This is a genomic window from Alteribacillus persepolensis (assembly GCF_900099605.1).
In the GTDB taxonomy this organism is placed as follows: domain Bacteria; phylum Bacillota; class Bacilli; order Bacillales; family Marinococcaceae; genus Alteribacillus; species Alteribacillus persepolensis.
Map to the genome: position 1 here is coordinate 1 of NZ_FNDK01000005.1, position 26,987 is coordinate 26,987.

Below are 26,987 nucleotides of genomic sequence, written 5' to 3' on the forward strand. Positions count from 1 at the left end.
GGTCTTCCGTCGGTTAGCTGAAGCCTTGCCCGCGGCAAGCGAACCTGAAGAGCCATCAATACTAGAGGGATAAGTTATTCCAAACAACAAACCTTATAGAACCGAAAAAAGGGCTGTCAAAAGGTCATTTTTCATGACCTTTTGATACAGCCCCGAAGTTATGCATCAAAAACGTTATGTCATTGGACTAACAGATGGCTGCTTTGCCATTTACTTTTCCTCTCCGTTTATCGATAACACGTATTCTGCGAGAGCTTCTTGCTCTTGTTTGGAAAATCCAGCTTCCTCATCTACCCAAAACTCGTGGCCTGTGCCTTCTATATTAATGTCTTGCAGGTCAGATGAAGACCGATTAGCTTCAATTACCTTTTGGCGCAAGTTGCGGTCGATGACTGCTAGCATACTGTTAAAAGGATCAGGGCTGGTATGATTTAAAAGTGTGCCTGGAATGCCAAGTTCTTTTTCTTTATTTGGACCGACAGCAATACCGCCATCATGAAAATACGGTGCTTGCCAGTAAACGCCGGCCAGTCCCTTCACTTTGTAGCCGCCATTGGAACCATTATGAGCAAAACCAAGATCTTTTTGATTGCGATTGATATGATTAGTAGGAGCTTTGAGTACTTTTGCGTTTTCAGGAACCGGCACAGGTGTGTCGGGCGAATAAATGAGTGGGTTTTCCCACAGCTTTTGTGTTGCCTGCAATGCTTTGGCCCGAGATGGCTGGGTGCCGATGTCTTCAACTGGAATAATACGGTTATTTGTTTTAAAGCGGCCCGCATGACAAGAGATACAGCCAGCTTCTTCAAACACTCCTCGTCCTTTTGCAAGGACAGCATCGCTCACATTTCGTTGAGGCTTTGGGGCAACGAGTGTGTTTTGAAAAGCAGACATGGCATTGTTCTGTTCATTCACGCCGTGTCCAGCGGATGATGCCAGGTATCCTTGCGGTGAGAGCACAGACACTTTTGGAAATGTCGGAAGTTTTACTGTTTCATTAACACCTGGCTGTCCTGGGTGTGGGTCTGCTTTCTTAAAAAACTCGGATGGCAGCTCGTTCGATGATGGATTATAACGAAAGTCTTCATTTGCCGCATTTTGCAGCAGCGTCCCTGTATAGACTTCTGGATCAATGTTAAACAGTTCTTTACTAATTTGTGATTGAGCAATGGTATCAGCCCCTTGTGCTTGGACATTGTTGTTTAATGTCGTCAAACCGCGAAACGTTCCGGCCATTCCCATTCCCGACCAGCTGTAGGGGTGATCGCCAAATGTAAAGGAATCGCTCACTTGTGTGGGATTGGCTTTCATATCAATCGTAGCGTCAAAAAAACCAGGCGGCCATTTCATGAGTGTTTTATCCACTGCGTTTTCCAGCGATTCTATATCTGGAAGTTTCTCTTTTTCACCGGCTGTTGTTTTTACTTCAGGATTATTTTCTCTAATAAAATTCTCCAAGTTTTCTATATCCGTATGCGTGAAGTAAGAAGCACTATTAGAAGCAAGTGCCATTAACATGCCTGTGTTGACATCGGTATTGGTTGCCCCTTCTACTACTTTCCCGCCACTATTCATATCTACCCGCGCATGACAAAGAGCGCAGCTAATTCCAGCTTTGACACGTCCGCGTTCTACTGTTATTGGCATCCCTAATGGCATCATCGCTCCCTTTGGAATATCTAAGCCAGTATCAATCACCGTTCCTTTTTCTAATGTCTTCTCGCCAATCGTAACAGTTTCGGGGAGCTCAACTTGTAAATTGTCTGTCGGCTGGCCGCCAAGTTTTACAATAGCCTTCATAAAGTCAAATATGGATAGAGGACCATCGAGTATCCCCATGATGTCTGTTAAGAACACTTCATTGCCGAATGTTTCTTCATAAAATGTCGTTCGTCCAAGCTGCAGTAAGTCCTTATCAACCGAAATGGCGCCATTTTCTTTTGCTAAGTATTCACGCCCTTTTTCTGTTTGAAGAAGGCGCTCGGCTTCTTTTTCCGACACTGCCTCCCCCCAAACGTCATATGCTTCTTCTGCGCGGCCGTCTGTATAACGCTGGTCTGCCTGAAGAATTTTATTTTCAGATGGCGTGTATCCGATCGTAAACTCCCCTAAAGCAAAGAAGCCTCCAGCTGTTACAACGACGGCAACCGCTGTGATGATGGTCCATTTTAGAAACCTCTTCATTTGAAAAAACCCCTTGAACAGTTTGTCAAGGTTACTTTTCCTCTCATGGTAAGGAATATGAATTATTCTGTGACAAAGAAAATAACAGACGTCAAAAAAGAAGAGAAGGATAATATATTGTCGAATTTTTAAATATTTGATACTATTATGAAATCGCTTGTGTTTCTCCTGATGTAGGAAGTGCAGCGCCGCGAAAGGAATAAGGGATAAGAAAAAGAGAATATCCCGATTTCTTGTTTATGCTTTTCTTATATGGCAGGGGGAACAATCATAGACAATAGGCAAGGGGAGGATGTTATGAAAAAATGGTTTTCTTTATATGTGTTAGTGCTTAGTATGCTTGTTTTAGGAGCATGTGCAAGTACGGATTCTTCGGAAGAAGCCGATGCTTCTGCTTATCCCAAGCGAGATATTAGCGGTATTATTCAATGGGGTGAAGGTGGTTCGATGGATATTATCTCACGCACCATCGCCCCTATTGCCGAAGAAGAAATGGGTACAAGTTTAGTCATGGAAAATCGTGAAGGTGCAAGCGGGGCGATTGGAGCACAATATGTGTATGACCAGCCTGCCGATGGATACACGTTATTGTTTGGAGCGGAAAACCCAAACCTTTATCAAGTACTTGATATTTCAGAAAGAGATTACATGAATGATTTCACTCCTGTAACCATTATGAGTCAAAGCTATGCGGGTGTGATTGTGCGGGCAGATTCAGAATTTAACACATTAGAACAACTGGTTGATTACGCCAAAGAAAATCCAAATGATTTAACGATGGGAACTTCTGGTGAAGGCGGTTTGCCGCAAGTGGCCACAGCGATGTTAACAGCAGAACTCGATACACAGTTTAATCGTGTCCCGTATGATGGGGAAGGCCCAATTGCCAATGCGTTATTAGGCGGTGAAGTCGATGCTTCCATTGTAACGGTATCGGCTGCACAAGAATATGTCGAATCAGGGGATTTTCGGATGTTGGCAGTCGTACACGATGAGCAGCTGGAAGCGACTGGAGATACTCCGCCTATTACCGATATTTATCCGCAGTTTGAAAAATATTTGCCGTGGGGGCCATTTCAAGGAGTATTTGTAAAAAAAGAAACGCCTGACGACATTGTTGATGCGTTAACCGAAAGTTTCACACAAGCACAGCAAGATGAAGAGTTTCAACGCCAGCTCAAAGATTTGGGGATGCAACCGTTAAACTTAAGTGGAGAAGAAGCAATCGAATTTGTAAATAAAAATCGATCGACTTCAACGTGGATGCTTCATGACGCAGGAGTTACTGAACACTCACCAGAAGAGTTTGACATTCCGCGTGTCGAGGAATAAGTAATATAGGGTTAAGCAGTGTAAGCGGACAGAAGGGAATAAACCTTTGTCCGCATTTTTTTCTGTTGTTCTGCCGATTTCATGATACGATAGAGTAAAAGTGAAAAAGGAGGATATGTTAGCGTGAATATTGTTATGCATGGCGCTGGAGCATTAGGCGCATATTTTGGAGGAAGGCTGCTTGAAGGTGGTTACAACGTTTCATTTTTTGTAAGAGAAAGACGAGCCGCTCAATTACAGCAGGAAGGATTAAAAATTACAAGCGGCGCAGGCGATATGGAAACAAAAGACGTGGAAGTTTACACCTCACCAGAGGATGTTTCAAAGGCAGATGTCGTTATTCTTGCAGTGAAAGGTTACCATTTAGAAGAGGCGGTTCAACAAGTAACCGATATTGTGAATAAAACGGGAGCTTACGTACTGCCATTGTTAAATGGAATCGAACAATTAGAAAGACTGCAGAAAGCTGTAGGTAAAGAAAAGGTATTAGGCGGCTTTGCGTCCATTATTGCAACACTGAATGAAAAAGGCCATGTGGAGCATACTGGTGCGGGCAGTGCCATTAAATTTGGTGCGCTTCATCCGGACCAACATGAAATATGTACAAAATTAGAAGAAATACATAGCCATGTAAAAACAAATGTCTTACGGGATGAAGAGATTTTAAAAAGCATGTGGAAAAAGTACATTTTAATCACTGCATTTTCCGGCATCACTAGTGCTATGCAGCTGCCTGCCGGCTACATTGCTAAGCATGAAGCGTCGTACCGTACAGCTCGAAATGTATTGTATGAGATGAAAATGCTTGCAGAACAAGAAGGCATAGCTATGGGAGAAGAAGATATTGAACCAATGGCAATGAAACTTAGGTCATTCCCGCCTCAAGCGACGGCATCGATGCATCAAGATATGCGAAAGGGGCTGCCGCTTGAAGTGGAGCACTTGCATGGTGGAGCACTTCGTATTGCAGCAAAACATCAAGTGGCTGCTCCTGTTATTGAAACGTTATATGGTGTCTTAAAGCCATACGAAAACGGAAGGCCAGAATAAAAAGCAAAAGGACAGAAGCATACACATGCTTCTGTCCTTTTTTGAGAGATAGGAAAATATAAAAGTTTGGCGTGTTCATGGTCAGCGCAAGCGCCTGCTCACTCAGGCGCACACGACGTGGGTCGGTTCAGCGTTGCCACAGGACGTGGTGGTTTTAGCTGAACATCCTCTGTCTTTCCTTTTGACTCCAGGCCCTGCGCGAAAGATCCAAGACTTGCCCGCGGGCTCCCAGGATAGGAGTCGGTTCGGCGTTGTCACAGGATGTACTTCCACAGGACGTGGTGACTTCTACGTTGCACAAAGGATGTGTGCGTTTTTAGTAGAAGTTCCTTCACCGTAGCCGAACGTCCCCTTTTTCACGGCGGTTGCGCTTTTCTTTGTCTAGCACAAGCGCCTACTCGCTCGAGGTTCTTTCGGTCCGACTATGGAAAGCAAAAGACCGGCTTTCCATGTGTCGGCCCTCCAAGACTTGTCACTCGTGAGCCAGGCGCTTGCGCTTTGCTTTCATAAGGACTCAGTGAAAGCCAAGTTTTTTAACAGACAGTTACTGCGGCGGTTGCTGCTGGATAGACTGTTGAGCAGCTTGCTGATCGTATTGGATTTGTTCATTTAAATTATACGGATGATAATAACCATTTTTTATCATATAATTTGTCACTTGTTCATGAAACGTTACGGCTTGTTGCAGCTGTTCAGACAGTACTTGTCTTACATCTGGAGATGCCGCTTCTGTAATAGCATATGCGTAATTGCGAACGCCTGTTTTGGCCGCGAGAAGCAAATCCGTTGCCGCAGCCTGGTCATTCATGTTTTGCATGGCCAACGCTCCTATCTTTGTAATAGTTGTTCTAACTGGGCAATGTCTTCTGTCGAAGATTGGATATCTTGAGTTAATAACTGTTGCAGTTCTGTATCTTGTACTTGGTTTTGCATCATTCTTGCTTTATTTAAGCAGTTTGTTTTAAACATAAGCATTTCGTGCAATTCTGCTTTTTCGTGGATACCTAACCCTGTTGATGATTGCATGGATGTCACCTCCGCTACATAGCTTACCAGTCTCTTAGCGAATCATGACGGCGAAAAGAGAATCTTTATTGCCAATGTTTACTTGGTTCTCATGTGCGGATATTTTAAGATAATCAGAAACAGTGTAATAATGGCATAAAAACAGCTGATAATGACCCATTCAGGTATAAACGCTGGTAAAAGCAGAGCAACAGCCAAATAGATGAAAAGCGGAAGTGTACAAAGAAACGCAGATGTTTTCCACAATAGACGGTATGCTAGTTTCCGTCTCGTTACACCACAGAATAACAGGCCAAATGAAGCCAGTACACTAATGCATAAAATCACACCAAACAAGAACAACGTAAAATAAATGCCGAAATAATACACAATGGCTATCGCCGTCGGTAAGCTTTGAAATTCATGATGATCTTGAGTAAAGAAATGAAAACTATAAGCAACAGAGGCGAACACCGTAAGAACCGTCAATAATACAATGGCATCGATAATGGGGATTCGATTTAAAAAGAATACTGCATCTTTTTTCGGCAAGGCAAAGCTGTTTTTTACAATATGTATCCATTTTTTCATTAAAAAGTATCTCCTTTGTCAGTTCATACGTTTATATGGTAAAGGATGATATGTTCCTTTGTACAGGCTAAACTGCTGCTGCAAAGACAAAAAGCTTCCCACTGTGTTATATATAGAGTGTAGACAACGTTATATTGGCTAAAGGAGCGGATAAGAATGAAAGGCGTTACTGTGAAACAACCAGGGGGAGCAGAACAGCTGGATTACAGAGAATTCCCTCTTCCAGAGCCGCAGGCAGGAGAGCTTCTCATACGGGTTCATGCAGCAGCGGTAAATCGAACGGATATTGTAACCCGTGAAGGAAGAATGGATTATGCTAAAAACCCTGTTTTAGGGGTAGAGGTAGCAGGTATTGTGGAAAATGCGAATGGGCATGAGACGTTTCAAAAAGGGGATCGTGTCATGGGATTGGTAAATGGCGGCGGGTACGCAGAATATGCGGTGATGCCAGCAGATAGAGCGATGATGATACCTGAACCATTTTCGTTTGAACAAGCAGCTGCGATTCCGGAAGTGTTTTTAACGGCGTATCAAACACTGTATTGGATTGGAAAGCTGCAGCAAAAAGAAACCGTTTTAATTCATGCTGGAGCAAGCGGAGTAGGAACAGCTGCGATTCAGCTCGCAAAACAATACACTGGCGCAACGGTCATCGTTACGGCTGGTTCTGAGGAGAAATTGAACTATTGCAAAAATTTAGGAGCAGACGTGGCCATTAATTATAAGGAACAGTCTTTTAATGAAGAAGTGAAAAAAGCTACAAACGGACAAGGTGCAGATCTTATACTAGATTTCATTGGTGCTTCGTATTGGGAAAAAAATATGGAAAGCATTAAAACAGATGGACGCTGGGTACTTATTGGTGTTCTCAGTGGAAGAAACATAGAAAACATGAATTTATTTCAATTGATGGCAAAACGAGTTCAATTAACGGGAACGCTGCTGACTCCAAGAAGTGATGCATACAAAGCAGAACTAACAAAAGATTTTTCCGAAGCCATCTTTCCTTATTTTCAAGAGAAGAAAGTTGCTCCAATTGTAGACAAAGTCTTTTCAGTTACGCAGGCAAGTGAAGCACATCGGTATATGGAAGACAATAAGAATATCGGTAAAATTGTTTTACAAGTACCATAAAGGGGGATTACATGGACCATTTTATGGAGCGGGCGGTTGATTTAGCTCTTGCCAATGTTAAAGACGGCGGACAGCCATTTGGTGCTGTCCTCGTAAAAAGCGATGAAGTCATCGCAGAAGGTGTGAATGAATTACACAAAGTACATGATGTGAGCGGTCACGCAGAAATGCTTGCAATTCGGCGCGCACAAGAGAAGCTGAAGACGAATGATTTATCGGATTGTGTGATGTATGCCAGTGGCGAACCATGTTCGATGTGTTTAACAGCGATGTATTTTGCCGGCATTGACACAACATATTATTGTCAGTCTGTCGAAGACGCGGTGGATGCAGGACTTGGGAAATCAGCGTTTATTTATGAAGAGCTGCAAAAGCCAAAGGCGGCAAGGTTTCTTGTCATGAAGCAGATACCGCTTAAACAAAGCCAAGACAATCCGATGAAGCAGTGGGAACGCCAAAGGTGAATGAATAGAAATGGTTATCTAGGCTGTTGCGTCTCCAACAGCCTTTCTTCCACAAGGTGTGATGGCTTCAACGCCCAACACAGGACGTGTGCGTTCTTAGTAGAAGTTCCTTGCAGCAGATCCCTTCCCCTTAGCCGAACTTCCCTTTTTCAGGGCGCTTGTGCTGTTCTTACCAAGTTAGCTGAGACCGTGCCCGCGGAACGCGACGTATTTTGACGGAACAACGATAGAAATTACTGTAATAAACAAATAATCCGAACTGATTTTTAAATAATCGTTCGGATTATTCTATGGTTCTATACTTTTGTCTCAGCCTCTTAACTATTTTCATCCTGTTGTAATCAGGTGAAACAATGATAAGAGAGTGCCAAATAGATGTGGATAACATGTTAGCTGGGAAGGTCAAAGTCAACAACAATAATATCTTCTAGGCCGGTTTCTTTTAAATAAGCGATAATTTCTTGGTGTTTCGGGTGCGGTTCATAGCGCTCTAAGGCTTCCCTGCTATCAAACCGAACTGTTAGCCCCAGTTCATAGCCTTTACTGCGATTAGAAAAGTTGCGTCCTTGTTGGATATCGACAATACCTGGTATATGATTCTTTAAATCAAGTGTCCTATCAATAACTTCATCGATTTCTTTTGCCGGGGGGGCTTCTGTAAACTTAACGAGCACAATGTGTTCAACCAAGAATACCGACTCCTATCTGCTGTTTAATGTTTGTCGGTCGAAACCAGCAATTTTCTTATACTTCTTCGCTATATCTTCGAGCTCTTGCTGAGAAATGATACCATGTAAATCAGTAAAACCTTGCGGAGCACGATCTTCTACGATTTGCATGACGCTTTCTGGTCCATTTTGACGATTGCTTCGTACGATAGATGCCGTAGGTTCCATTCTTTCTTGTTCATAAGCGCGCAATGCAAGTTCCACGCTGGGTTGTTCGGCAAAGGCTTGTCCTAATGCGTCCGCATCTAAAATTGCTTGTGACGCTCCATTAGAGCCAATTGGATACATCGGATGTGCTGCATCGCCAAGTAATGTGACTCTTCCAAATGTCCATTGGGAAAGAGGGTCACGGTCTACCATTGGAAATTCAAAAACAGAATCAGTTTCTTCAATGAGTTTTGGAATATCAAGCCAGCCGAAATTCCATTTTGAAAATGACGGAGCAAATACCTCTTTTTCAACTTTTCGATTCCAGTCACTGCGAGGAGGCGTGCCGCCTTCAACAGAAAGTTCTGCAATCCAGTTAATAAGGGAACGACCTCTAGAAGCGGTCTTCGGACAAACAGGATAAGCAACAAACTTTTGGTTTTGATACCCTGCCATAAACATTGATCGTCCCGTTAAAAATGGATCCGACTCTGTAAGGCCGCGCCATAAAATGCGTCCGCTGAATTTAGGCAGCCCTTCATTTGGATAAAAGTTCTGACGCACCGCTGAGTGGATACCATCTGCAGCGATGAGAAAATCTGCTTGATAGCTACCAATCTTATCTCCTGTTTTCTTATTTTCAAAATGAACTTCTACGAATTGATCATGCTGTTCAAAAGAAGAAAGATGATGTCCAGTGAGGATTGCTTCTTCCCCTAATTCTTCTTTGGCGGCTTCAAGCAAGAGCATTAAAAGGCGTCCTCGGTGAATAGAGTACTGAGGCCAATTGTAGCCTGCATCTAATCCTCTTGGTTCTTGCCAAATTTGTTGTCCATATTTGTTGAAGTAAATCAGTTCAGCTGTGGGGATGCCTGTGTCAGCAAGTTTCTTATCCAATCCTAATTCTGTAAGTACGCGCACGGCATGTGGCAGAAGGTTAATGCCAACACCTAAGGCTTTAATATTCTCGACGCTTTCAAACACACGTACATAAACACCTTCACGATGAAGTTTTAAAGCAGTAACTAAACCACCAATGCCGCCGCCAGCAATAATAGCAGATGTATTCAACCGTATCTCCTCCATGTACGCTTTATTCTTTAGAACATCCGTTATAGTCATCTTTTCATAAGACTATGTTCTTTTTATCTATCAATATAGGAACTAATCTTAACTAATTATCTCATAAACAAACACTTTTTCAATGAAAAGCATCAACGTTTTAGCATAATAAATCATGAAAAAGAGATGGTATAGGATAGTGAGGACAAAAAATATACATTTCTATGTGCAACAGCGGCATCAGACGTTACAGATAGTGACAGAGGACAAAGCAAAAAAGTAAGATAGATGACTTTTCGAATTGTCTGCGTTACGCTAATAGTATGAATATTTAGGAGAGGAAGGATAGGCATGGAAAAAACGTACATTGATGCGAATCAACAGATTGGCGGCTGGTTTGTCCAACCGAATCAATCACAACCTTCTCCAGCTATTGTATTAATGCCAGCTGTACACGGGTTGACTAGCTACATAGAAGAGACTATTCACCGATTAGCAAGACATGGCTATACGGTTTTTGCTTTAGATTATTATACAACGCTCGGCCAGCCGCAGCTGAACAGTCCGGAAGATGTACAAAAAACATTGGCCGGCATTAGTGACAACCAAGTGATGGAAGACGCTCAAGCTGTTGTAAATTACTTAAAAGAACAGCCAAATGTAAAAGAGAAAGAGATAGGTGTGATGGGATTTTGTGTAGGCGGGAAATTTGCTTACTTAGCAGGCTGTGAGGTGGATGGTGTGAAAGCTGCTGTCAATTTTTATGGCATGATTCACGTTTTAGAAACGGACAACCATCCAGTTTCTCCCATTAAAAAAGCGGGAAATCTCAATGTTCCTTTGCTTGGGCACTACGGTACAACGGATCACCTTATTCCGAAAGAACATGTATTAGAGTATGACAAAGAACTGCAAAATAACCACAAACATTACGAAATAAGGCTGTACCAAGGAGCAGGCCATGCGTTTCATGACCACACACGTCCAAACTACCGTGCTGTTGCTGCAAAAGAAGCATGGACGCACACCTTGCACTTCTTTGACTTTCATTTAAAAGGAATATATTTGTAAGCATATATGGAAAAAGCATCTGCCTCATAGTCTGTGCAGATGCTTTTTTATGCCTATTTATGCCTTTTTTGCTCTATCGTCCCTGTCTTCGTTTGGAAAAAACGTGTTAACTTTCCTGCCATAAATGCTTCTTTTACATCGAGTGTGTGCCAAAATATGTAACAGAAAAATGGTTTGGGGAGGAGAGGTACCATGAAAAAGAGGATCAAGGGTCAAACTTCTGCGCTTGTGTTTTCGACATTTGCGATGATTATTTCGTTTGCAGTTTGGTCTGTGATTGCACCCATAGCAACGGATATTCAAGAGTTGTATGACTTAAGCGAACTGCAAAAAAGTTTGCTCGTTGTAACGCCTGTGATATTAGGTTCGATTATGAGAATACCAATGGGAGTGCTGACGGATCAACATGGTGGAAAAAAAGTATATACACTTACGATGTTGGCACTTGTACTTCCGATGTTTGCAGCTGGTTTTACTACGTCTTATTCTATCTTACTGTTCTTTACGTTTCTGATTGGCATGGCTGGAACAACGTTTGCGATTGCAGTAACGTACGTTACGCGCTGGTTTTCACCAGAAAAACAAGGGCTTGCTTTAGGTATAACCGGAATGGGGAACTTAGGGACAGCGGTAGCAAGTTTTACAGTTCCGTCTATTTACTCTAATTTTGGTCTGGAATGGGTGTATTGGACGTTTGCTATCGCAATCGGGATGATGGCCTGCATGTTTTGGTTAGGCACGAAAGAATTGCCGAAACCAAAACAGGTAAACACGCTAAAGCAATCGATGTCGGTCATTACGTTGAGGCAAACGTGGGTGTTATCGCTTTTCTACTTTCTCACCTTTGGAGGGTTTATCGCTTTTAGTTTATATTTACCGGCGATTGTACAAGAAACCTATGGATTTTCTGCTGTTCATGCTGGTTTCATTGTTGCAGGATTTGTCGTCGTGGCCACATGTATCCGACCCCTGGGCGGGTATTTAGCAGACGTTTTTAAACCGTTAAGAGTATTAAAATGGTTGTTTGTCGGTATCATTGTCTTTGCTTCTTTTATGGCTTTTACAGGTAGTTCTTTTCCTCTCTTTAGTCTTAGTTGCGCTGTAATGGCTGCTTTGCTTGGAGCTGGGAATGGCGCGGTGTTTAAGCTGGTGCCAGAAGTATCCCCAATAAACACTGGTGCGGTGACAGGAATTGTCAGCGCTGTTGGCGGGATTGGCGGCTTTTTTCCACCAGTTGCATTAGGAGTAATTAAAGGAATGACGGGAGGGTATGGATTCGGATTTCTTCTGCTGGCTGTCTTTACCGCAGGCTGTCTTCTCGTCATTCCATATATATCTCGAACAAGAAATATAAAAGAAGCCCACATAATGTATTAATAATAAACGTTTTGATTAGGGAAAAAACGACAATGTATACAAATTTATTCCTTGATATGGAGGGTTGGAAGTGAAAAAGCTCATTTTAATTGGGAATGGCATGGCAGGAATGAATGCGTTGGAAAAAATCATCAAATCTGCTCCAGAAGCGTTTGAAATAACGGTATTTGGAAAGGAAAGGCATCCTAATTACAATCGCATCATGCTTTCTTCCGTTCTGCAAGGAGAAGCAGACATGAATGATATTTCCATACATCCTCGCAGTTGGTATAAGAGAAATCGCATTACCTTATATACAGGAGAAACAGTTATTGAGATAAATAAAGAGAAACAACAAGTCACAACAGACAAAGGGACGGTGGCCGCTTATGACAAGCTTATTATAGCAACTGGTTCAAACCCATTTATTCTTCCCATACCAGGAGCAGATAAAGATGGAGTGGTTGCGTTTCGAACGCTAGATGATTGTGAGTACATGATAAAAGCGGCTGAAACGAAAAAGACAGCCGTTGTCATAGGGGGAGGCTTGTTAGGACTTGAGGCAGCAAGAGGGCTGCTGACTCTTGGTATGGATGTGTATGTGGTACACAGAAGTCATTATCTTATGAACAAACAGCTGGACCATAAAGCAGCAGCTTTACTCCAACAAGAATTATCGGAGAAAGGCATGAACTTTTTGCTAAATAAAGAGACGGTCGAGATTTCCGGTGGAGATCAAGCAGAGTGCGTCTATTTTCAAGATGGAAGCAGCATAGATACTGATCTTGTTGTCATGTCAGCTGGTATTGTTCCTAATACAGAGCTTGCTAAAGAAAGTGGGATTGAAACAAACAGAGGCATTGTCGTCAATGACGTGATGGAGACAAGTGCACCAAACGTTTTTTCAGTCGGAGAGTGTGCAGAACATCAAGGCATTACCTACGGGCTCGTCAAACCCCTATACGAACAAGCGGATATACTGGCAGGCTATATCACTGGTACAAGCAGCAGAACGTATGAAGGCTCTCTTACACATGCTCGATTGAAAATTTCGGGGATTGATGTTTTTTCTATAGGACGTCTTGAAGCATCAGAAACAACAGAGGTACTTGAAATACATGATGAGACCGAGAAATTGTATAAAAAAGTGATCTTACAAGATGAGATTATTGTTGGTGCTATTCTTTACGGGGATGTCGAGCAGGAATCTACTTTGCTCTCATTAGTCTCGAAACAAAAACCGATGTCCGATGAGGAAAAGCACGCTATTTTATTTGCTGCCGGACAAGAGGAAAGCATCGTAAAGACACTGCCTCACACGTCTCATGTGTGTAACTGCAATAATGTTTCTAAAGGAGAAGTCATTCAATCCGTTGTTGATAACAACTTAATGACATCTGATCAAGTGAAAGAATTCACAGGCGCTTCCAGCTCGTGCGGAGGATGCAAGCCGCTTGTAAAAGAGTTGCTTTCCTATATTCAAAGCAATGAATTTGATGACATTCCAAAAAAGACAACAATATGTACGTGTACGGATAAAACCGAACAAGAAGTCGTTTATGCCATTCAAGAAAAGAACCTTCGGACAGTGGAAGATGTAATAACGGTTTTGCAATGGCAAAACAAACAAGGATGCAATAACTGCATTCCCGCTCTTCAATATTATTTAACCATGATTTATCCACATTACAAAAGAAATCAGGAAACGTTCACTCTAGAGGATGACGGGACGTACACATTTAGTCTGCAGCACTATGGAGGGATAACAGCCCCAGACGAATTATTAAACATAGCAGAAGCTGCGAAGAAGTTGAACGTTCCTTCTATACGCTTGATGCCGAACCAGCGCATGCAGCTAGCAGGGATTAAAAAAGAAATGCTCCCTGATATAAGAGAAGCCTTTCACGTAGAAAATGTATCCACTCTAGTATACAGACTTGAATCCGTTCAAGTGTACCCTTCACGAGGAAATTGTGCCTGCAGCAAGTCGACAGCACAGCATTTAGCGATTAACTTCGAGAAACAATGCATCCACCTCCAGACTCCTTGGTTTGTAGATATGCGAATTACGACATGTGCTCGTGACTGTGTGGAAGTAAGAAAAGCAGATATTGGACTTTTAGGAATAAAAAATGGGTGGGAGATATATGTAGCAGCGGGCAGAACTCAGGAGCGAAATGAGCTGTTGTATGTCACCCGTACAAAAGAAGAAGCAATAGATATGGTCAAAGCGATCTTTCAATATTACCGTGAGGGAGCTGAGTTTAAAGAATCGATAGGAGACTGGGCGAAAAGGGTCACGTTTATTCATTTGCGTGAAGTGCTTTTTGATACAGAAACGATGCAGCTGCTGCTTCAGCGGTTGGAAGATCACGTGAGCAATGTAGGTGCAGCATCAGTAGCTACATAGCCAAAATTACTGGAAAGGAGGGCTCTCAAATGACACAGTTAATGTTGAATTACTTCAGAGAAAAGCAGCAGGAAGTCCAATCGGAAAAAATATATAATACCCAATGCCCGTTTTGCAGCATGCAATGCAAAAAGCAAGTCATTGAACAAACAAGCGTTAAAAGAAAAACATATGTTACAAAAGGAATCGATAATCCAACAACGCACGGGCGGCTATGTGTAAAAGGAAAGAATGCTTATCAACACGCAGTTCATAAAGATCGCATTCTTTCTCCGATGTTAAAAGTGAACGGAGAGTTTGTGCCCGTCAGCTGGGACAAAGCTCTTGCTGTCATTAAAGAAAAATTTCAGTCCATTCAGAAAGAGCATGGCAATGATGCTCTTTCGGTGTATGGAAGTGCGTCGATTACAAATGAAGAGGCATACTTGCTGGGGAAATTTGCTCGTGTTGGTTTGCAAACAAAATACATTGATTATAACGGCAGGTTTTGCATGTCCTCTGCAGCAACAGCTGCGAAGACAGTGTTCGGATTGGACCGAGGACTGACGAATGCATTAACAGAGATTCCTAAAGCGAGGTGCATTATTCTTTCCGGGACCAACATTGCTGAATGCCAGCCGACAATTATGCCTTATTTTGAAGAAGCAAAGGAGAATGGTTCCTATATTATTGTTATTGATCCAAGAAAGACAGAAACAGCAAAGATCGCTGATTTACATTTGCAAGTGAAGCCAGGACAAGATGCGGCCTTAGCTAACGGAATATTAAAGATGATGTTCGAAGAAAATGTAGTAAATAAATCATTTATAGAGGAAAGAACAACAGGCTTTCGTGAGCTTAAGAGATATATAGAAAACATCGATGTTAATGAGACAGTAAGGCAAACAGGCGTAGCGCGAAAAGATATGGAGAAAACAGCGAAGGTATTTGGAAAGTCAGACACTGGCATGATTTTTACAGCGAGAGGAATCGAACAGCAAACAGACGGACATATGGCTGTACGTAATTTCCTAAACCTCTTGCTTGTTACGGGAAAAATAGGCAAGGAGGGCTCTGGGTATGGAGCCATTACTGGCCAGGGAAACGGGCAAGGAGGGCGTGAACATGGACAAAAGTCTGATCAACTGCCTGGTTACCGTTCCATTGATAACATCGATCACCGCCGTTACATTGCAGACGTTTGGGGAATAGAGGAAGCAGATCTCCCTGAGAAAGGCGTATCTGCCTATGAAATGATGGAAAAAATACACAATCGTGATATCAAGGGAATGCTGTTAATGTGTTCGAATCCGGTAGTGTCAAACCCAAATGCAGAATATGTCAAAGAAGCTCTAGCCTCGCTGGACTTTTTCGTTGCGGTTGACCTATTTATCTCTGAATCTGCAAAACTGGCAGATCTTATTTTGCCCGCGACATCTTATTTAGAAGATGAAGGCACAATGACGAATATGGAAGGCCGGGTTACATTACGGGAAGCAAACAAAAAACCGCCTGGGCAAACGCGTCACGATTGGCAGATTATTTGCGATATTGCACAAGTACTAGGAAAAGGGAAATATTTTCAGTACGAGTCTGCAGAGGATATCTTTCACGAGTTAAGAGAAGCGAGCAAGGGAGGTGCCGCTGATTATTACGGTCTCACATATGAACGTCTTCGTAAAGAACAAGGCGTTTTATGGCCGTGCCCGAGTGTTGGCCATAAAGGCACGACAAGGTTGTTTGAAAAATCATTTGCCCGCCCTGATGGAAAAGCAGTAATAACAGTGGTGCCTAATAAGCCCGAGGTACCAAAAGAACAGCCGTCAGAAGATTTTCCACTCTTTTTAACAACAGGACGCGTCATGTCACACTATTTAACAGGTGTCCAAACGAGAAAGAGTACAAATCTAGCGGCGCGTTTTTTTGAATCTTTTATGGAAATCCATCCAGAAACAGCAGCGAAACACCACATACCCGAAGATGAATTAGTAGAGGTGATATCCAAAAAGGGAAAAATTATTGTTCGAAGCCGATTGTCAGAGGCAATTCGAAAAGATACAGTGTTTGTGCCATTTCATTGGGCAGATACACAAAACGTAAACATGTTAATTGCAAAAAATTTAGATCCGCATTGCCGTATGCCCGGATATAAAATGTCTGCTGTACGAGTTCAACCGTATACCTTGGGAACTGAAAGCATGGCGTCAGAAGAAAGAACCAAATAGCTTTTATGAATCACATGTCCAAATGGAAAATATGCGCCAATTACTGCTCGTATGGTGAAGAGCAAAGTATGACTGCCATTATTGAACGTGTTGTATAGAAGAATAAAAATTGGAAGAATGGTCCTTCTGCATGCACTGGTTGCAGCAACATTATGTACGATTCAAATATGTAATACAGCCGCATTTTTAAAAGAAAGAATGCGGCTTTTAAAACATACCTGAAATGACGTTTTACCGTTTGAATTATTTAAGCGAAACTTCATACTCTGCTGTTGCTTCCCTTAGGCCGTCAATAAATTGATCAAATATTTCGGTGGTGTTTTCACGATTTTTTCGCGACCAGTCATGATTTTCAAAAAAAGATTTACGTAATCCCGCGGTTAGTTCTATCTGGACACCCTTTTTTAATTGATTATCGTTCACGATATTTTTGATACTCATTCCTGCTATGTCATCGGGGGCATCTTCGACATGAAAGCCGCGCTTTTGAAGAGAGTGGCGTATTTTTTCTTTATAATCTCGATTTCGCCCGCCTAAATAAACAATGGACTCCTCTTCAGCGTAACCATGAATGGTTAAAGCGCTTACAGAATTTTGAGCCATTTCTCGTCCTATCGGTTCATCAAAATCTTTAGAATTGATATGCAAAATCAAGTTGTTTGATGGTTTTATGCCTTCAAATAAATAATAGGAATAGTTTATTTGATTAGCTAAATTTTTTACTGCTTCGGAAGTACCAGGTTCAATTCCGCCACCATGAATAGCCAGAATGGAGATGTCGCTGTTTCGTTTTTCATAGTTTATTTCATAGTCTTCATTCAATACTTCGTGTTTTGCTAATTGTTCATAAGAATCGTAATAGTCGGTGCTTGCTTGAGATAAAGAATGGACTGGTATAAAAAATACAGCAGCAGAGAAAAAAAGGGGGGCCAGCCATTTAAATATATTATTCATAATTTAACCTCCTTCCCCTACAATATGCAGAATAATCAGAAAAATTTCGAGGTTGTATTACCTAAAAAACATTATTCTTTGATGCAAGCAAAAGTGATGAGATACATCGTACAGCACTCAAAACTTTTGACGAAAGGCGTTTTGAAACGTATACACCTTTTTGCAAGGAATTATGGGGGAGGGGATAATTTATTCATTCATCACAATTTAGCATGTTTATAGGACTATATACACTATTTTTAATAATTCCTTTGTCATACTATGTTCTAATTTTTCTCCAGATAAATAGAAAATATCGGATATCCAGTTTTTTCTTTCATCATACTATTTTACTATGATTGTATAAAAGTATATTCGTTTCATGTATAGTCATCGTTTTTCACATTGGTGTATTTTTTCAAAGATGGTTGAAGCAAATATTTAAGACAAGAACAAGGAGTGATTTGATGCCAAAGTTCCTCACCTTTCCCATTTTTCTGTTGATGTTGTCCGGAATCTTTCTCGACAACGCAGCTGCTCAAGAAGAGGACTCTGCAGCAGAATTAGCTGTTGACATGGTAGGTTCCAATGACCAGGATTTTCTAACATCAGAGCTTGTCCAGTATGTATTTGAAGAATCCAAAGGAATTTACTTGCCACGCTATGCTCGAGAACAGAAAGGTTTAGGAAGGGAAGTAGAACGGAGTGAAGTACAGGCTGGAGACGTTGTTTTTTTTCAGGGATCGTCGTTAATGTCTGGCATTTATATCGATAATGGACGTTTCGTTATTGTAACAAGCGACGGCATTACAGAACGAAATCTTGATAAAAGCAGTTATTGGTCAGATGCTTACGTTGGGGCCAACCGGTATCCAGAAGAAGAGTTTACCGTTGATGATCCTGCCGCCCAGTTAGCAATCAATAGTACAGGTGAAAACAATAAGGACTTTATCACTTCAGAACTTGTACAATTTATTTATGATAAGACTAAGAATATATCTCTGCCAAGGTCTGCAAGTGACCAATGGCTCCTCGGTGAGAATATAGAACAAGAACATCTGCAGCCCGGGGATGTGGTATTTTTTCAGGGAACGTACTTAATGTCTGGGATTTATATCGACAACGGCCGGTTTGTTATCGTTACAAGTAGTGGTATTTCTGAAAGAGACATGAAGACGAGTGATTATTGGTCTAGCACGTATGTTGGAGCAAAAAGATACATAACAGAAACACCAGTTCCCGCTCGAGCAGGCAATGACATTGTCGAACAGGCAAGGTCTCTTATTGGAAGCCCTTATAACCAGAACGGTGAAGATCCTGAGAACGGGTTTAGTACGGGTACTCTCGTACATTATGTTTACCAAGAAGTAACCGGAAGCTGGCTTTCTAAAAGGCCTGCCGGATTATATGATGCCGGGAAAAAAATTAATCAAGATGAGCTTCAGCCGGGAGATATAGTATTTTTTAAAGGTAGTGAAGGCTTAATTTCTGGTATTTACACGGGAGATCGTCAATTTATTATCGCATCCTCCTCTGGGGTGAGAGAGCGTCATTTAGATTATCACACGTATTATGCAGAGCGGTATGCAGGCGCTGTTCGCTATCCCGATGAGTTGTTAAAAAAGTCTGATCCATCCACCTATGCTGATCATGAAAATCCTGTCATACGAGAAGCAATCAAGTATATGGGAACCCCGTATTTAATGACAGGCAGCACACATGATGCATTTGATTGCTCTTTTTTAATTCAAACTGTGTTTAGAGATGCTGCGGATGTATATCTGCCGCGGATCAGTTACAAACAATGGGAAGTTGGAAAAACGATTCTGGAAGCTGGAACAGATATATATTCTATTGAACTCGATAATCATATCAAGCCCGGCGATGTTCTTTATTTTTCGGGCACCTGGCAGGAGGACATCTCTCACACTGCCGTTTATCTTGGTGATGACCACATCATTCATGCCACTGGAGAAGAAGGAGAAACGACCATTTCGTATATGAATGAGTATTGGAAAGAGCACTTCACCGGGGTGAAACGCTTTGATGATTTAACGATTCAATATGATGATGGAGCGGTGTTTGAAGCCTATCAGCTACTTGGTACAGAGTATCACCTTGGAGGGGCGTCACCAGAACAAGGGTTTGATACAGGCGGCCTCGTTCAGTATGTATATAACGAGGGCTTAAACATCGATTTGCCGCGCTACGGAGACGAGCAATGGCAAGAAGGCACGGAAGTATCCAGAGGTCAAATAGAAAGTGGAGATTTGATGTTCTTTCAAGGGTCGAGTTTAATTCCTGCTGTATATATTGGAAACAATCAAATTATTGTCGCCACACAATTCTCTGGCGTGGCTGTTATAGATCTTACCACAAGCGCATATTGGCCGCCGCGATATGTGGGAAGCAGAACTTATGAAAGATCGGAGGAAGAAAGCAGGGAAGCGCAGCTTGCTGAAGCATACAGTGGAGAGTCGTATGCTGGAACCTCTGGTGAATTTATTAAGCAGGTCTTTGAAGAAGGCTCTGGTATTATCCTGCCAGCAACAATGGATATGCTTCGTCAACACGGCGAGAAAGTCCATATCGAAGAGCTCGAACGAGGAGACATTATGTTCTTTGCTGGAGAAGATGGAGGAGACACTGCAGAGCTTGCTGCCATTTACCTCGGAGAAGGCAGGTTCGCAGCTGTCCTGGGTGAAACAGTTGCTGTCACTGATATGAATACAGATCAATACTGGATTGAACGGTTGCTAGAAGGAAGAAGATTGACAGAACAGCCATTGTGAAAAAGGTTTTTGGAATCTGTAAATGATGTGAGGAAATACAGGAAATCCAGGAAAGGCAAGATTTTTGCTTCATTATAAGCTGCTCGGCTTCCTAATACTTCCTAAGCTTTTTAATCGTTCGTTATTATTTTATCGTTATGTCAGTGAAATGCTGTAAATGCTCGATTTAGCTTGGGCTTTTACAGTATTTCTCTGTCTTATATAAGGTATATCATGCCAGGAAGTGCTCTCTCGAGTACGAAAATGAGAAGGAATTCGACATATTATCATCATAATAAGTCGATATGGTGTTTTGAACAAATTCTTCGATAGTCGATATTGTTTGGAGACGAGAAAAATTTAAAAATTCAATAAAAGGATTAGCTTATTTGGTACAGAAGATAGTATTGTGAAAAACAGAAAATAAGTGGAAGAAGCAGGTAACTTCAATAAGGAGGAGGTGGATATAAGAAAATCACGTTGTGTCACATTAACTGCTTGAAAGATGCCGGCAGAACAAGTGATTCATTTCTTTTGTCGGATAGACACATTTGAGTTCGGAATATTCTGTAAAGGAACAGTTAATGTCGAATAAAAATGGGTGAGATCGGGGGGATTTCATTGTTGATGACAATTGCCAGAAGACAGGGTCAGCACTTGACAAAAAGGACGTAACCGTTAAATATCATTCATTTTCTTTTAATATTACAGAAGAAATCTATATAAGTCATGATATCTACCGATAACGCTTCATATATATGTGAATATAGTGAGAACAAAGGAGGTTGTATGAGTGATTCCGATTGATATGAATGAAAAAACGAAAGCTTGGGTTCGAAAAAATGGGGGAGTCGTTACTCTCTATCCTCTGGCGCTGTTTCCTGCAGTGAAACATATGCGCATCATGGATGTGATGCCAATGCTTGCTGCTCCATATCCAGAGGAGGAGGTGACCCTGTATAAGCTCGATGATATTGCCGTATATGTTCACCGTGATGTGCAGCCGAAAAAACATTTAAAAATTGTGATAAGCGGATACGGCCCGTTTCAACACTTGGCTTGCACTGGATTTAAACGCATCTATTCCAATATGACGGCCTCATAAATAAAATAGCCGGCAGGAAGTTTAATGAGAAGATTGTTGCTTTACAGGAACAATCTTTTTTGTTTTATGTGCTCTTCATTGAAACCACTGCATTAGACACTTGTTCCGGAAAGCAGGGAGATGCCGCGAAGCGGATAGTATAGATCCAGCGGCTTTATTGCGGCATGCCCGGCGGATAATAATATGGCGGTACTTTCAGCCAGCCTCGCTTTCGGAGCAATGCTTTTGTTGTCGCTCCAAATGTAATCACTTCTGCATAAAATTCTGTCCACATCAAGCCGACGTCAGTTCGTATTGTTTGGCTGTTCGCCATGGCACACTCTGTGCCAGCGGCAGCAATTTTAATGGATATCCCGTTTGCAATTTCATCATCGGTTAATTTTACACCCAGAGGAATATCGTTGGGCTCAGAGTTTGGTTTTTGCTGTGTAGTTGGCGGCATGGGAATTCCTTCTTTTTGTAAAAACGCAGAAATTTTCCGGGATTGATTTTCACAAAGCTTTTTTGCATCTGTTAATAATCTCTTTAGATCTTCATCTGTGGTTGTATTCAAGCCCATTTTTTCATATTGAATTGCTTCATTGAGAATTGTCAGGTAAGTCCAAAGACCCATTACTTCCCCTACGTGGAGAGGAGCTTTTGGATCTTTATCAACTAATGTCTTTAATGTATGCCATACAGCTTCCAAAGGATTCGGCATTAATTACACCTCCCGCATACTATCTTAACCAAAAAAACGCCAAGAAAAACAAATGAAATAGAATAAGAAGGCTTCCTTTCACAAAGGAAGCCTTCCTGGTACACATTATTGCGGCTGTTTTTGCTTTTGTTTTTCATGGGCACGGCGGTGAGCGCGATGCCGGTCTTCTTCGACTTCATTCGATGAAACTTGTCCTTGTGGAACAGTAGCGGTATCAATTTCTTGAATGCCTTCTTGGTTCTTTTCATACACAAAGGAAGCTCGTGTCGTAATATCAGCCCCCTTATTTGATACATATGGGACAACTCGGTAATCGGTGCGCCATTGTTCGGGTGTTACACGGCAGCGAACGTATCCGCGGAAATCATTAAAAAACTTAATGTGTTCATTTTGATCTAAAATGCGGTCGGTGTCAGCACGCTTATCTGCTCCGTCACCGCCCGAGCTAATGGATGTGCCTACAAATTCCGCACCAAATACACGAGAATCTGCATGATCAAAATCGGTGAGTAAATTCGAAGCCCAGTTAGCATGAACATCACCAGTTAAAACGATAATATTATCGAAATCTTTCTCTTCAACGAAGTCGATGATACGCTCGCGGGCAGGCGTATAGCCATCCCAACTGTCCATGCTGAATAACGGGTCATCTGTACTTGGTCCGTAATTACGTTTGGAAAAGAAAATTTGCTGTGCCAATACGTGCCACTTGCCAGAGGCGTTGTCAAGCCCATCGAGGAGCCATGTTTCTTGCTTCTCACCAAGAAGAGTGCGTGATGGATCAAGTGATTCGGGTGTTTGTGGCGAGCTTGTGTCATTATTTGCTTGGTCATCACGATATTGGCGTGTGTCCAATACGAAGAAATCTGCTAAATCACCATAAGAAAAGCTGCGATAGAGCTGCATATCTCCATTTTCAGGCATCGAGGAGAGGCGCAAAGGCATATGTTCGTAATATGCTTGATAAGCAGCAATGCGGCGTTTTACAAATTCTTCGACAGATTGATTGTTTTCTGGAATGTTATCTGCGTAGTTATTTTCTACTTCATGATCATCCCATGTTACGACCCAAGGGAATGCCGCATGAGCTGCTTGTAAATCTTGATCAGAGCGATACTGGGCATGGCGGTTGCGATAGTCTTCAAGCGTCATTATTTCAGACCCTTTATGTTTTCGCACGTTGCCGGTTCCGGCTACATATTCGTCTGGTCCGTATTCATAAATATAATCGCCTAAATGAAACACGAGATCGAGATCTTCATTAGCCATGTGTTTATAAGCGGTATAGTAACCATGCTCATACTGCTGGCAAGAAGCAAAAGCAAAGGTAAGGCTGGCTGCGTGAGCGCTGTTTTGCGGAAGCGTCTTCGTTTTGCCGATCGGGCTGTATTCATTTCCCGATTTAAAGCGATAGAAATAAGTACTGTTCGGCGAAAGGCCTTCTGCTTCAACGTGAATACTATGTGCTAAATGCGGACTTGCTATTTCTGTTCCACGCTGTACAACGTTTCGGAAATGTTCGTCTGTGGCTACTTCCCACTGAACAGGTACGTTACGTTCAGGAACACCTCCGCCATTTAAGGGATCTGGGGCAATTCTTGTCCATAACACAACACTGTCGGACAATGGATCACCTGAAGCAACACCTAGCGTGAACGGATACTTGTCGAATCGCATATTTTCATTGGCTGCCGCTTTGACATGGACGCCTCCAACGGATTGAGCAACCGCCATAGCCAGTGAAACACTAGCAATCTTGCCAGCACCTTGTAAAAAAGCACGACGGTCTACATTTTCCTGTAATGTTTTCTTGCTCAAATGTTGAATCATTTCGTCAATAGATGAATGATTTGACATATCATCTGCTCCTTTCTCCATATTTCTTAGATAAGAGTCGGTTTTAGTATAAAAATTGTTTATTAATCCGTTGTTAAGCAATGTAAAAACAGAAAGTAGCATCACGAGGAAAGAAATAGTTGAATGATAGGAATAATGGCGAGATAAATATGTATATATTTGTCGCTTTTTGACTGATTTTGTAAAATAGAAAGAAAAACAGCAAAAAGAATAGATAGATATTCATAGGACTTGTTTCTATTATTTTTTACATAGACTATACGAAAACAAAATATTTTTTGATATCTGCAGTCTTATGAATGCCGTGTTGTATACAGAGCAAGCACATATATTAATGTATGAAGCAAGCGTAAAAGAAAGGAGGGCATTATGATAGATAACCAAACATCTCTGCCGGTCATAGGAGTATTGTGCAGAAATAGTGTTATTAAAAATCTGCTTTTTCAAAAAGATTCTCTTCGCACGAGATCCATTCAACGGGCAGGAGAAGATATAAACAGTGATGTGTATTTTTTTGGCTCCAAAGATATTCAAGAAAACGAAGAACGTGTGTTAGGAACGTATTTTCATCCGTTAGAAAAGAAGTGGCTGCAGAAGTATTTTCGCTTGCCTGGTGTGATTTTTAGAATGGGCGGTCAATTCAAGCGCACAAATATTCCGGCGTATTTTCGAAGTCGTCCAACTGTCGTTTTAAACTTATTTCAAAGTTTTGATAAGCTGGAACAATTTCGCTTCTTGCGAAAGCATCCGAAGCTTAGAGCGTGTCTGCCGGAGACAAAAACTCTTTCGCTTGCGAATAAAAAGCAATTATTCTCTTTTATTCATAAACACAGGCATGTATATGTGAAAGCTGTATTTGGCTTTCAAAGCAAACACATTATGAAAATTTCCAAGAGAAAAAAAGGCGTGTATCAGTATAAATATTATCAATCCAAGATGAGAACGGGTAAAGCTGGTAAAACAAAGCTGCTAAAAAAGATGAAAAAATATTTTAAAAGTCAATCACTCATCATCCAAAAAGCAGTGCCTCTCATGAATAAGCACCGCCGCCATTTTGATATACGTGTCGAACTAAACAGAACTAGAGATGGAACATTAAAAGCAGCTGGTTATTGTATCAGGCAGAGTAAAAAAGGTCATTTTACAACCAAACAATCTGGCAAGTATCCATTAGCAAAATATTTTAGAAACAAATTGAACTACTCGTCAAAAGACGTGCAAAATATTATCGATCATGTGGATAAACTGGCCAAAACAGCTTATGAGGCAATAGAAGAAAAATATGGTCCTATTGCAGAAATGGGGATAGACATGTTGTTAGATCGAAAAGGGAAGTTCAGAATCATTGAATGCAATTTATGCAGCGGTAAAAGAACCCTGTATCATGCTTACGGAAGGGAACGGGTGAAACAATCATATACCGAGATATTGCAATATGGTTTAACGAGATGTTAGATCGTTTCAATCAATCTATCGGTTAGAAAGGAAAGTGGTAAGGTGAGCGAAAGACCAAGGATAGGAATCATACTTCCTAGTGCGAGATATAAGAAAATCAAAAAAATAAATGCGTATCCCTCTAATAAAACAATGCTTTCTTTATATGAGCAAGCCGCAGCCAAAAAAGGCTGTTCCTTATGTTTTTTCCGCTTAAGCGATTTATCAGCTGAGAAAAAATATGTAACGTGCTATGTGAAAGAACAAAATAAATATCGTTTGCGTAAGCTTCCTGTTCCACAAGTTATTTATAAACGTATTGGGCACTCACGTGATCATCTGCCTATGCTGCAGGCGCTTATGGATAAAGGCATCACTATTTTTAACTTCTATGAAGAAAACGAAAAATATAACATTTTTAAGCTGGTAAACCGAGATAAAGAGCTTGCCCGTCATCAACCTCATACGAAAATGGCAACAGAAAAAAACATTCTAGGTATGCTCTCTTTCCATAAACGCATTATCATCAAACCAAACCGCGGAGAAGTAGGAAAAGGTATTATGAAAGTAGAACAAACGGGTCAAAACAAATGGTGTTTGTTCTATAAAGAGGAGCAACAATGGAAAAAAATATTTTTTCAAGAGAAACTGCCGGAGAAGTTGTTGGCGGCTATCCAACAGCCATATATTGTGCAGGAGATGATTGATCTTGGGACATATGAGAACAAACGATTTGATTTAAGAGTATCTGTCCAAAAAAACGAAAATAGAAAATGGCAGGTTTCTGCTATATTCGTGAAGGTGGCAAAAGAAGGACATTTTTTAACAAACATGGGGCAAGGAGCAACGGCTTGCACATTAAGACAAATACTAAAAGAACATCCATCTTTGTCTTATGAAAAAGTAAAAAAAGACGTACAATCTTTTGCTTTGAAATTAGCAAAGCACCTGGCGGCGTATAAAACGAAAATGGCGGATTTTGGGTTTGATATCGCCATAACAAAACAGGGTATACCTTATTTAATTGAAGCTAATCATATCTCTGATTATCCTACATTTGCGATTAAAAATGGAAGACTGCTGTATACGGATTGGAACCGTGCGTTTACAACGCCCATCGATTATGCACACGCAATCATGAAAAAATAATACAATCATATGTATGTTTATAAACACAGCACAGGCACCATGGTCATCGGTGCCTTTGTTATTACAGGAATAGTTTTTACACTGATAGGAAGATATAATATCTTACATAGATAAATCAGCGGGATCATCCGAATGTGGACGATATTTGTGTACGTGTGAGAAAGTTATCGCCTGCTCCTAATGGATGGGTGTCATCCAGCCGTTTTTTATCAATCTTAGTGATTGTAACAGGTTCTTTATCAACGTATAATTTCATTAGCACCATACCAATACACTTTCTTCAGAGAGTACATAGAAAGA

Annotated in this window: 22 protein-coding genes; 12 read left to right on the plus strand and 10 right to left on the minus strand. The window is 41.4% G+C overall.

Features of this window, described 5'->3' with window-relative positions; translation table 11 throughout:
* Positions 1 to 210 precede the first annotated feature (210 nt).
* On the minus strand, positions 211 to 2,184 hold the full coding sequence (locus tag BLT18_RS05715; RefSeq protein ID WP_091272052.1) for a di-heme oxidoredictase family protein: 1,974 nt from the start codon (positions 2,182 to 2,184) through the stop codon (positions 211 to 213).
* A gap of 297 nt (positions 2,185 to 2,481) precedes the next feature.
* Here BLT18_RS05715 and BLT18_RS05720 point away from each other — a divergent pair, with 297 nt between their 5' ends.
* Both BLT18_RS05720 and BLT18_RS05725 read left to right on the plus strand, forming a co-directional pair.
* Positions 2,482 to 3,516, plus strand: coding sequence for a Bug family tripartite tricarboxylate transporter substrate binding protein (locus BLT18_RS05720; protein ID WP_175487386.1), 1,035 nt, complete (start codon positions 2,482 to 2,484; stop codon positions 3,514 to 3,516).
* A gap of 123 nt (positions 3,517 to 3,639) precedes the next feature.
* Entirely contained in the window at positions 3,640 to 4,566 is a 927-nt protein-coding gene (locus BLT18_RS05725) for a ketopantoate reductase family protein (RefSeq protein ID WP_091272056.1), read from the plus strand.
* Positions 4,567 to 5,110: 544 nt separating this feature from the next.
* Here the strand turns inward: BLT18_RS05725 and BLT18_RS05730 are convergent.
* The 3 genes from BLT18_RS05730 to BLT18_RS05740 all read right to left on the minus strand — a co-directional run bounded on the left by BLT18_RS05730 (position 5,111) and on the right by BLT18_RS05740 (position 6,162).
* On the minus strand, positions 5,111 to 5,383 hold the full coding sequence (locus BLT18_RS05730) for a spore coat protein (RefSeq protein ID WP_091272057.1): 273 nt from the start codon (positions 5,381 to 5,383) through the stop codon (positions 5,111 to 5,113).
* Positions 5,384 to 5,394: 11 nt separating this feature from the next.
* Positions 5,395 to 5,592 carry a spore coat protein gene (locus BLT18_RS05735; RefSeq protein ID WP_091272059.1) on the minus strand — a complete coding sequence of 66 codons (198 nt, stop codon included), beginning with the start codon at positions 5,590 to 5,592 and terminating at the stop codon, positions 5,395 to 5,397.
* Between the two features lie 78 nt (positions 5,593 to 5,670).
* The gene (locus BLT18_RS05740; protein WP_091272060.1) at positions 5,671 to 6,162 is read right to left on the minus strand and encodes a DUF1189 family protein; all 492 of its coding nucleotides are present in this window, start codon (positions 6,160 to 6,162) and stop codon (positions 5,671 to 5,673) included.
* A 156-nt stretch (positions 6,163 to 6,318) separates the two neighbouring features.
* Here BLT18_RS05740 and BLT18_RS05745 point away from each other — a divergent pair, with 156 nt between their 5' ends.
* Both BLT18_RS05745 and BLT18_RS05750 read left to right on the plus strand, forming a co-directional pair.
* Positions 6,319 to 7,296, plus strand: a complete 978-nt coding sequence (locus tag BLT18_RS05745; RefSeq protein WP_091272062.1) for an NAD(P)H-quinone oxidoreductase — start codon at positions 6,319 to 6,321, stop codon at positions 7,294 to 7,296.
* A gap of 11 nt (positions 7,297 to 7,307) precedes the next feature.
* Positions 7,308 to 7,760 (plus strand): nucleoside deaminase, encoded by a 453-nt coding sequence (locus BLT18_RS05750; RefSeq protein ID WP_091272063.1) that lies wholly within the window; start codon positions 7,308 to 7,310, stop codon positions 7,758 to 7,760.
* Positions 7,761 to 8,149: 389 nt separating this feature from the next.
* Here the strand turns inward: BLT18_RS05750 and BLT18_RS05755 are convergent, their stop codons facing one another.
* Both BLT18_RS05755 and BLT18_RS05760 read right to left on the minus strand, forming a co-directional pair.
* Positions 8,150 to 8,449 carry a Dabb family protein gene (locus tag BLT18_RS05755; protein WP_091272065.1) on the minus strand — a complete coding sequence of 100 codons (300 nt, stop codon included), beginning with the start codon at positions 8,447 to 8,449 and terminating at the stop codon, positions 8,150 to 8,152.
* Positions 8,450 to 8,461: 12 nt separating this feature from the next.
* On the minus strand, positions 8,462 to 9,706 hold the full coding sequence (locus tag BLT18_RS05760) for a flavin-dependent oxidoreductase (RefSeq protein WP_245705189.1): 1,245 nt from the start codon (positions 9,704 to 9,706) through the stop codon (positions 8,462 to 8,464).
* Positions 9,707 to 10,048: 342 nt separating this feature from the next.
* Between BLT18_RS05760 and BLT18_RS05765 the strand changes: the two genes are divergently transcribed.
* The 4 genes from BLT18_RS05765 to nasC all read left to right on the plus strand — a co-directional run bounded on the left by BLT18_RS05765 (position 10,049) and on the right by nasC (position 16,738).
* Positions 10,049 to 10,768, plus strand: a complete 720-nt coding sequence (locus BLT18_RS05765; RefSeq protein WP_091272068.1) for a dienelactone hydrolase family protein — start codon at positions 10,049 to 10,051, stop codon at positions 10,766 to 10,768.
* Positions 10,769 to 10,960: 192 nt separating this feature from the next.
* Positions 10,961 to 12,145, plus strand: a complete 1,185-nt coding sequence (locus BLT18_RS05770; RefSeq protein ID WP_091272070.1) for a nitrate/nitrite transporter — start codon at positions 10,961 to 10,963, stop codon at positions 12,143 to 12,145.
* 70 nt (positions 12,146 to 12,215) lie between these two features.
* Entirely contained in the window at positions 12,216 to 14,534 is a 2,319-nt protein-coding gene (gene nirB, locus BLT18_RS05775) for a nitrite reductase large subunit NirB (protein ID WP_091272071.1), read from the plus strand.
* Between the two features lie 29 nt (positions 14,535 to 14,563).
* Positions 14,564 to 16,738 carry an assimilatory nitrate reductase catalytic subunit NasC gene (nasC, locus tag BLT18_RS05780; RefSeq protein WP_091272073.1) on the plus strand — a complete coding sequence of 725 codons (2,175 nt, stop codon included), beginning with the start codon at positions 14,564 to 14,566 and terminating at the stop codon, positions 16,736 to 16,738.
* 243 nt (positions 16,739 to 16,981) lie between these two features.
* On the opposite strand, the gene BLT18_RS05785 is transcribed toward nasC, so the two are convergent.
* A complete protein-coding gene (locus tag BLT18_RS05785) occupies positions 16,982 to 17,692 on the minus strand; it encodes a poly-gamma-glutamate hydrolase family protein (protein WP_091272074.1) in 711 nt (236 codons plus the stop codon).
* A gap of 446 nt (positions 17,693 to 18,138) precedes the next feature.
* On the opposite strand from BLT18_RS05785, the gene BLT18_RS05790 reads away from it, so the two are divergent.
* Together BLT18_RS05790 and BLT18_RS05795 are read left to right on the plus strand one after the other, a co-directional pair.
* On the plus strand, positions 18,139 to 20,463 hold the full coding sequence (locus tag BLT18_RS05790; protein WP_091272076.1) for an NlpC/P60 family protein: 2,325 nt from the start codon (positions 18,139 to 18,141) through the stop codon (positions 20,461 to 20,463).
* A gap of 772 nt (positions 20,464 to 21,235) precedes the next feature.
* Positions 21,236 to 21,547, plus strand: coding sequence for a hypothetical protein (locus BLT18_RS05795; RefSeq protein WP_091272078.1), 312 nt, complete (start codon positions 21,236 to 21,238; stop codon positions 21,545 to 21,547).
* A 154-nt stretch (positions 21,548 to 21,701) separates the two neighbouring features.
* Here the strand turns inward: BLT18_RS05795 and BLT18_RS05800 are convergent, their stop codons facing one another.
* Both BLT18_RS05800 and BLT18_RS05805 read right to left on the minus strand, forming a co-directional pair.
* Complete coding sequence (locus BLT18_RS05800; RefSeq protein WP_091272079.1) at positions 21,702 to 22,247, minus strand: DUF3231 family protein; 546 nt, start codon at positions 22,245 to 22,247, stop codon at positions 21,702 to 21,704.
* A 105-nt stretch (positions 22,248 to 22,352) separates the two neighbouring features.
* Positions 22,353 to 24,104: an alkaline phosphatase D family protein gene (locus tag BLT18_RS05805; protein WP_091272081.1), complete on the minus strand. Its 1,752-nt coding sequence runs from the start codon at positions 24,102 to 24,104 to the stop codon at positions 22,353 to 22,355.
* A 369-nt stretch (positions 24,105 to 24,473) separates the two neighbouring features.
* Between BLT18_RS05805 and BLT18_RS05810 the strand changes: the two genes are divergently transcribed.
* The gene (locus BLT18_RS05810; protein WP_091272082.1) at positions 24,474 to 25,559 is read left to right on the plus strand and encodes a YheC/YheD family protein; all 1,086 of its coding nucleotides are present in this window, start codon (positions 24,474 to 24,476) and stop codon (positions 25,557 to 25,559) included.
* Positions 25,560 to 25,601: 42 nt separating this feature from the next.
* Positions 25,602 to 26,687 carry a YheC/YheD family protein gene (locus BLT18_RS05815; RefSeq protein WP_091272084.1) on the plus strand — a complete coding sequence of 362 codons (1,086 nt, stop codon included), beginning with the start codon at positions 25,602 to 25,604 and terminating at the stop codon, positions 26,685 to 26,687.
* 124 nt (positions 26,688 to 26,811) lie between these two features.
* On the opposite strand, the gene BLT18_RS18115 is transcribed toward BLT18_RS05815, so the two are convergent.
* Positions 26,812 to 26,952 carry a hypothetical protein gene (locus BLT18_RS18115; protein WP_175487387.1) on the minus strand — a complete coding sequence of 47 codons (141 nt, stop codon included), beginning with the start codon at positions 26,950 to 26,952 and terminating at the stop codon, positions 26,812 to 26,814.
* Between the last annotated feature and the right edge of the window lie 35 nt (positions 26,953 to 26,987).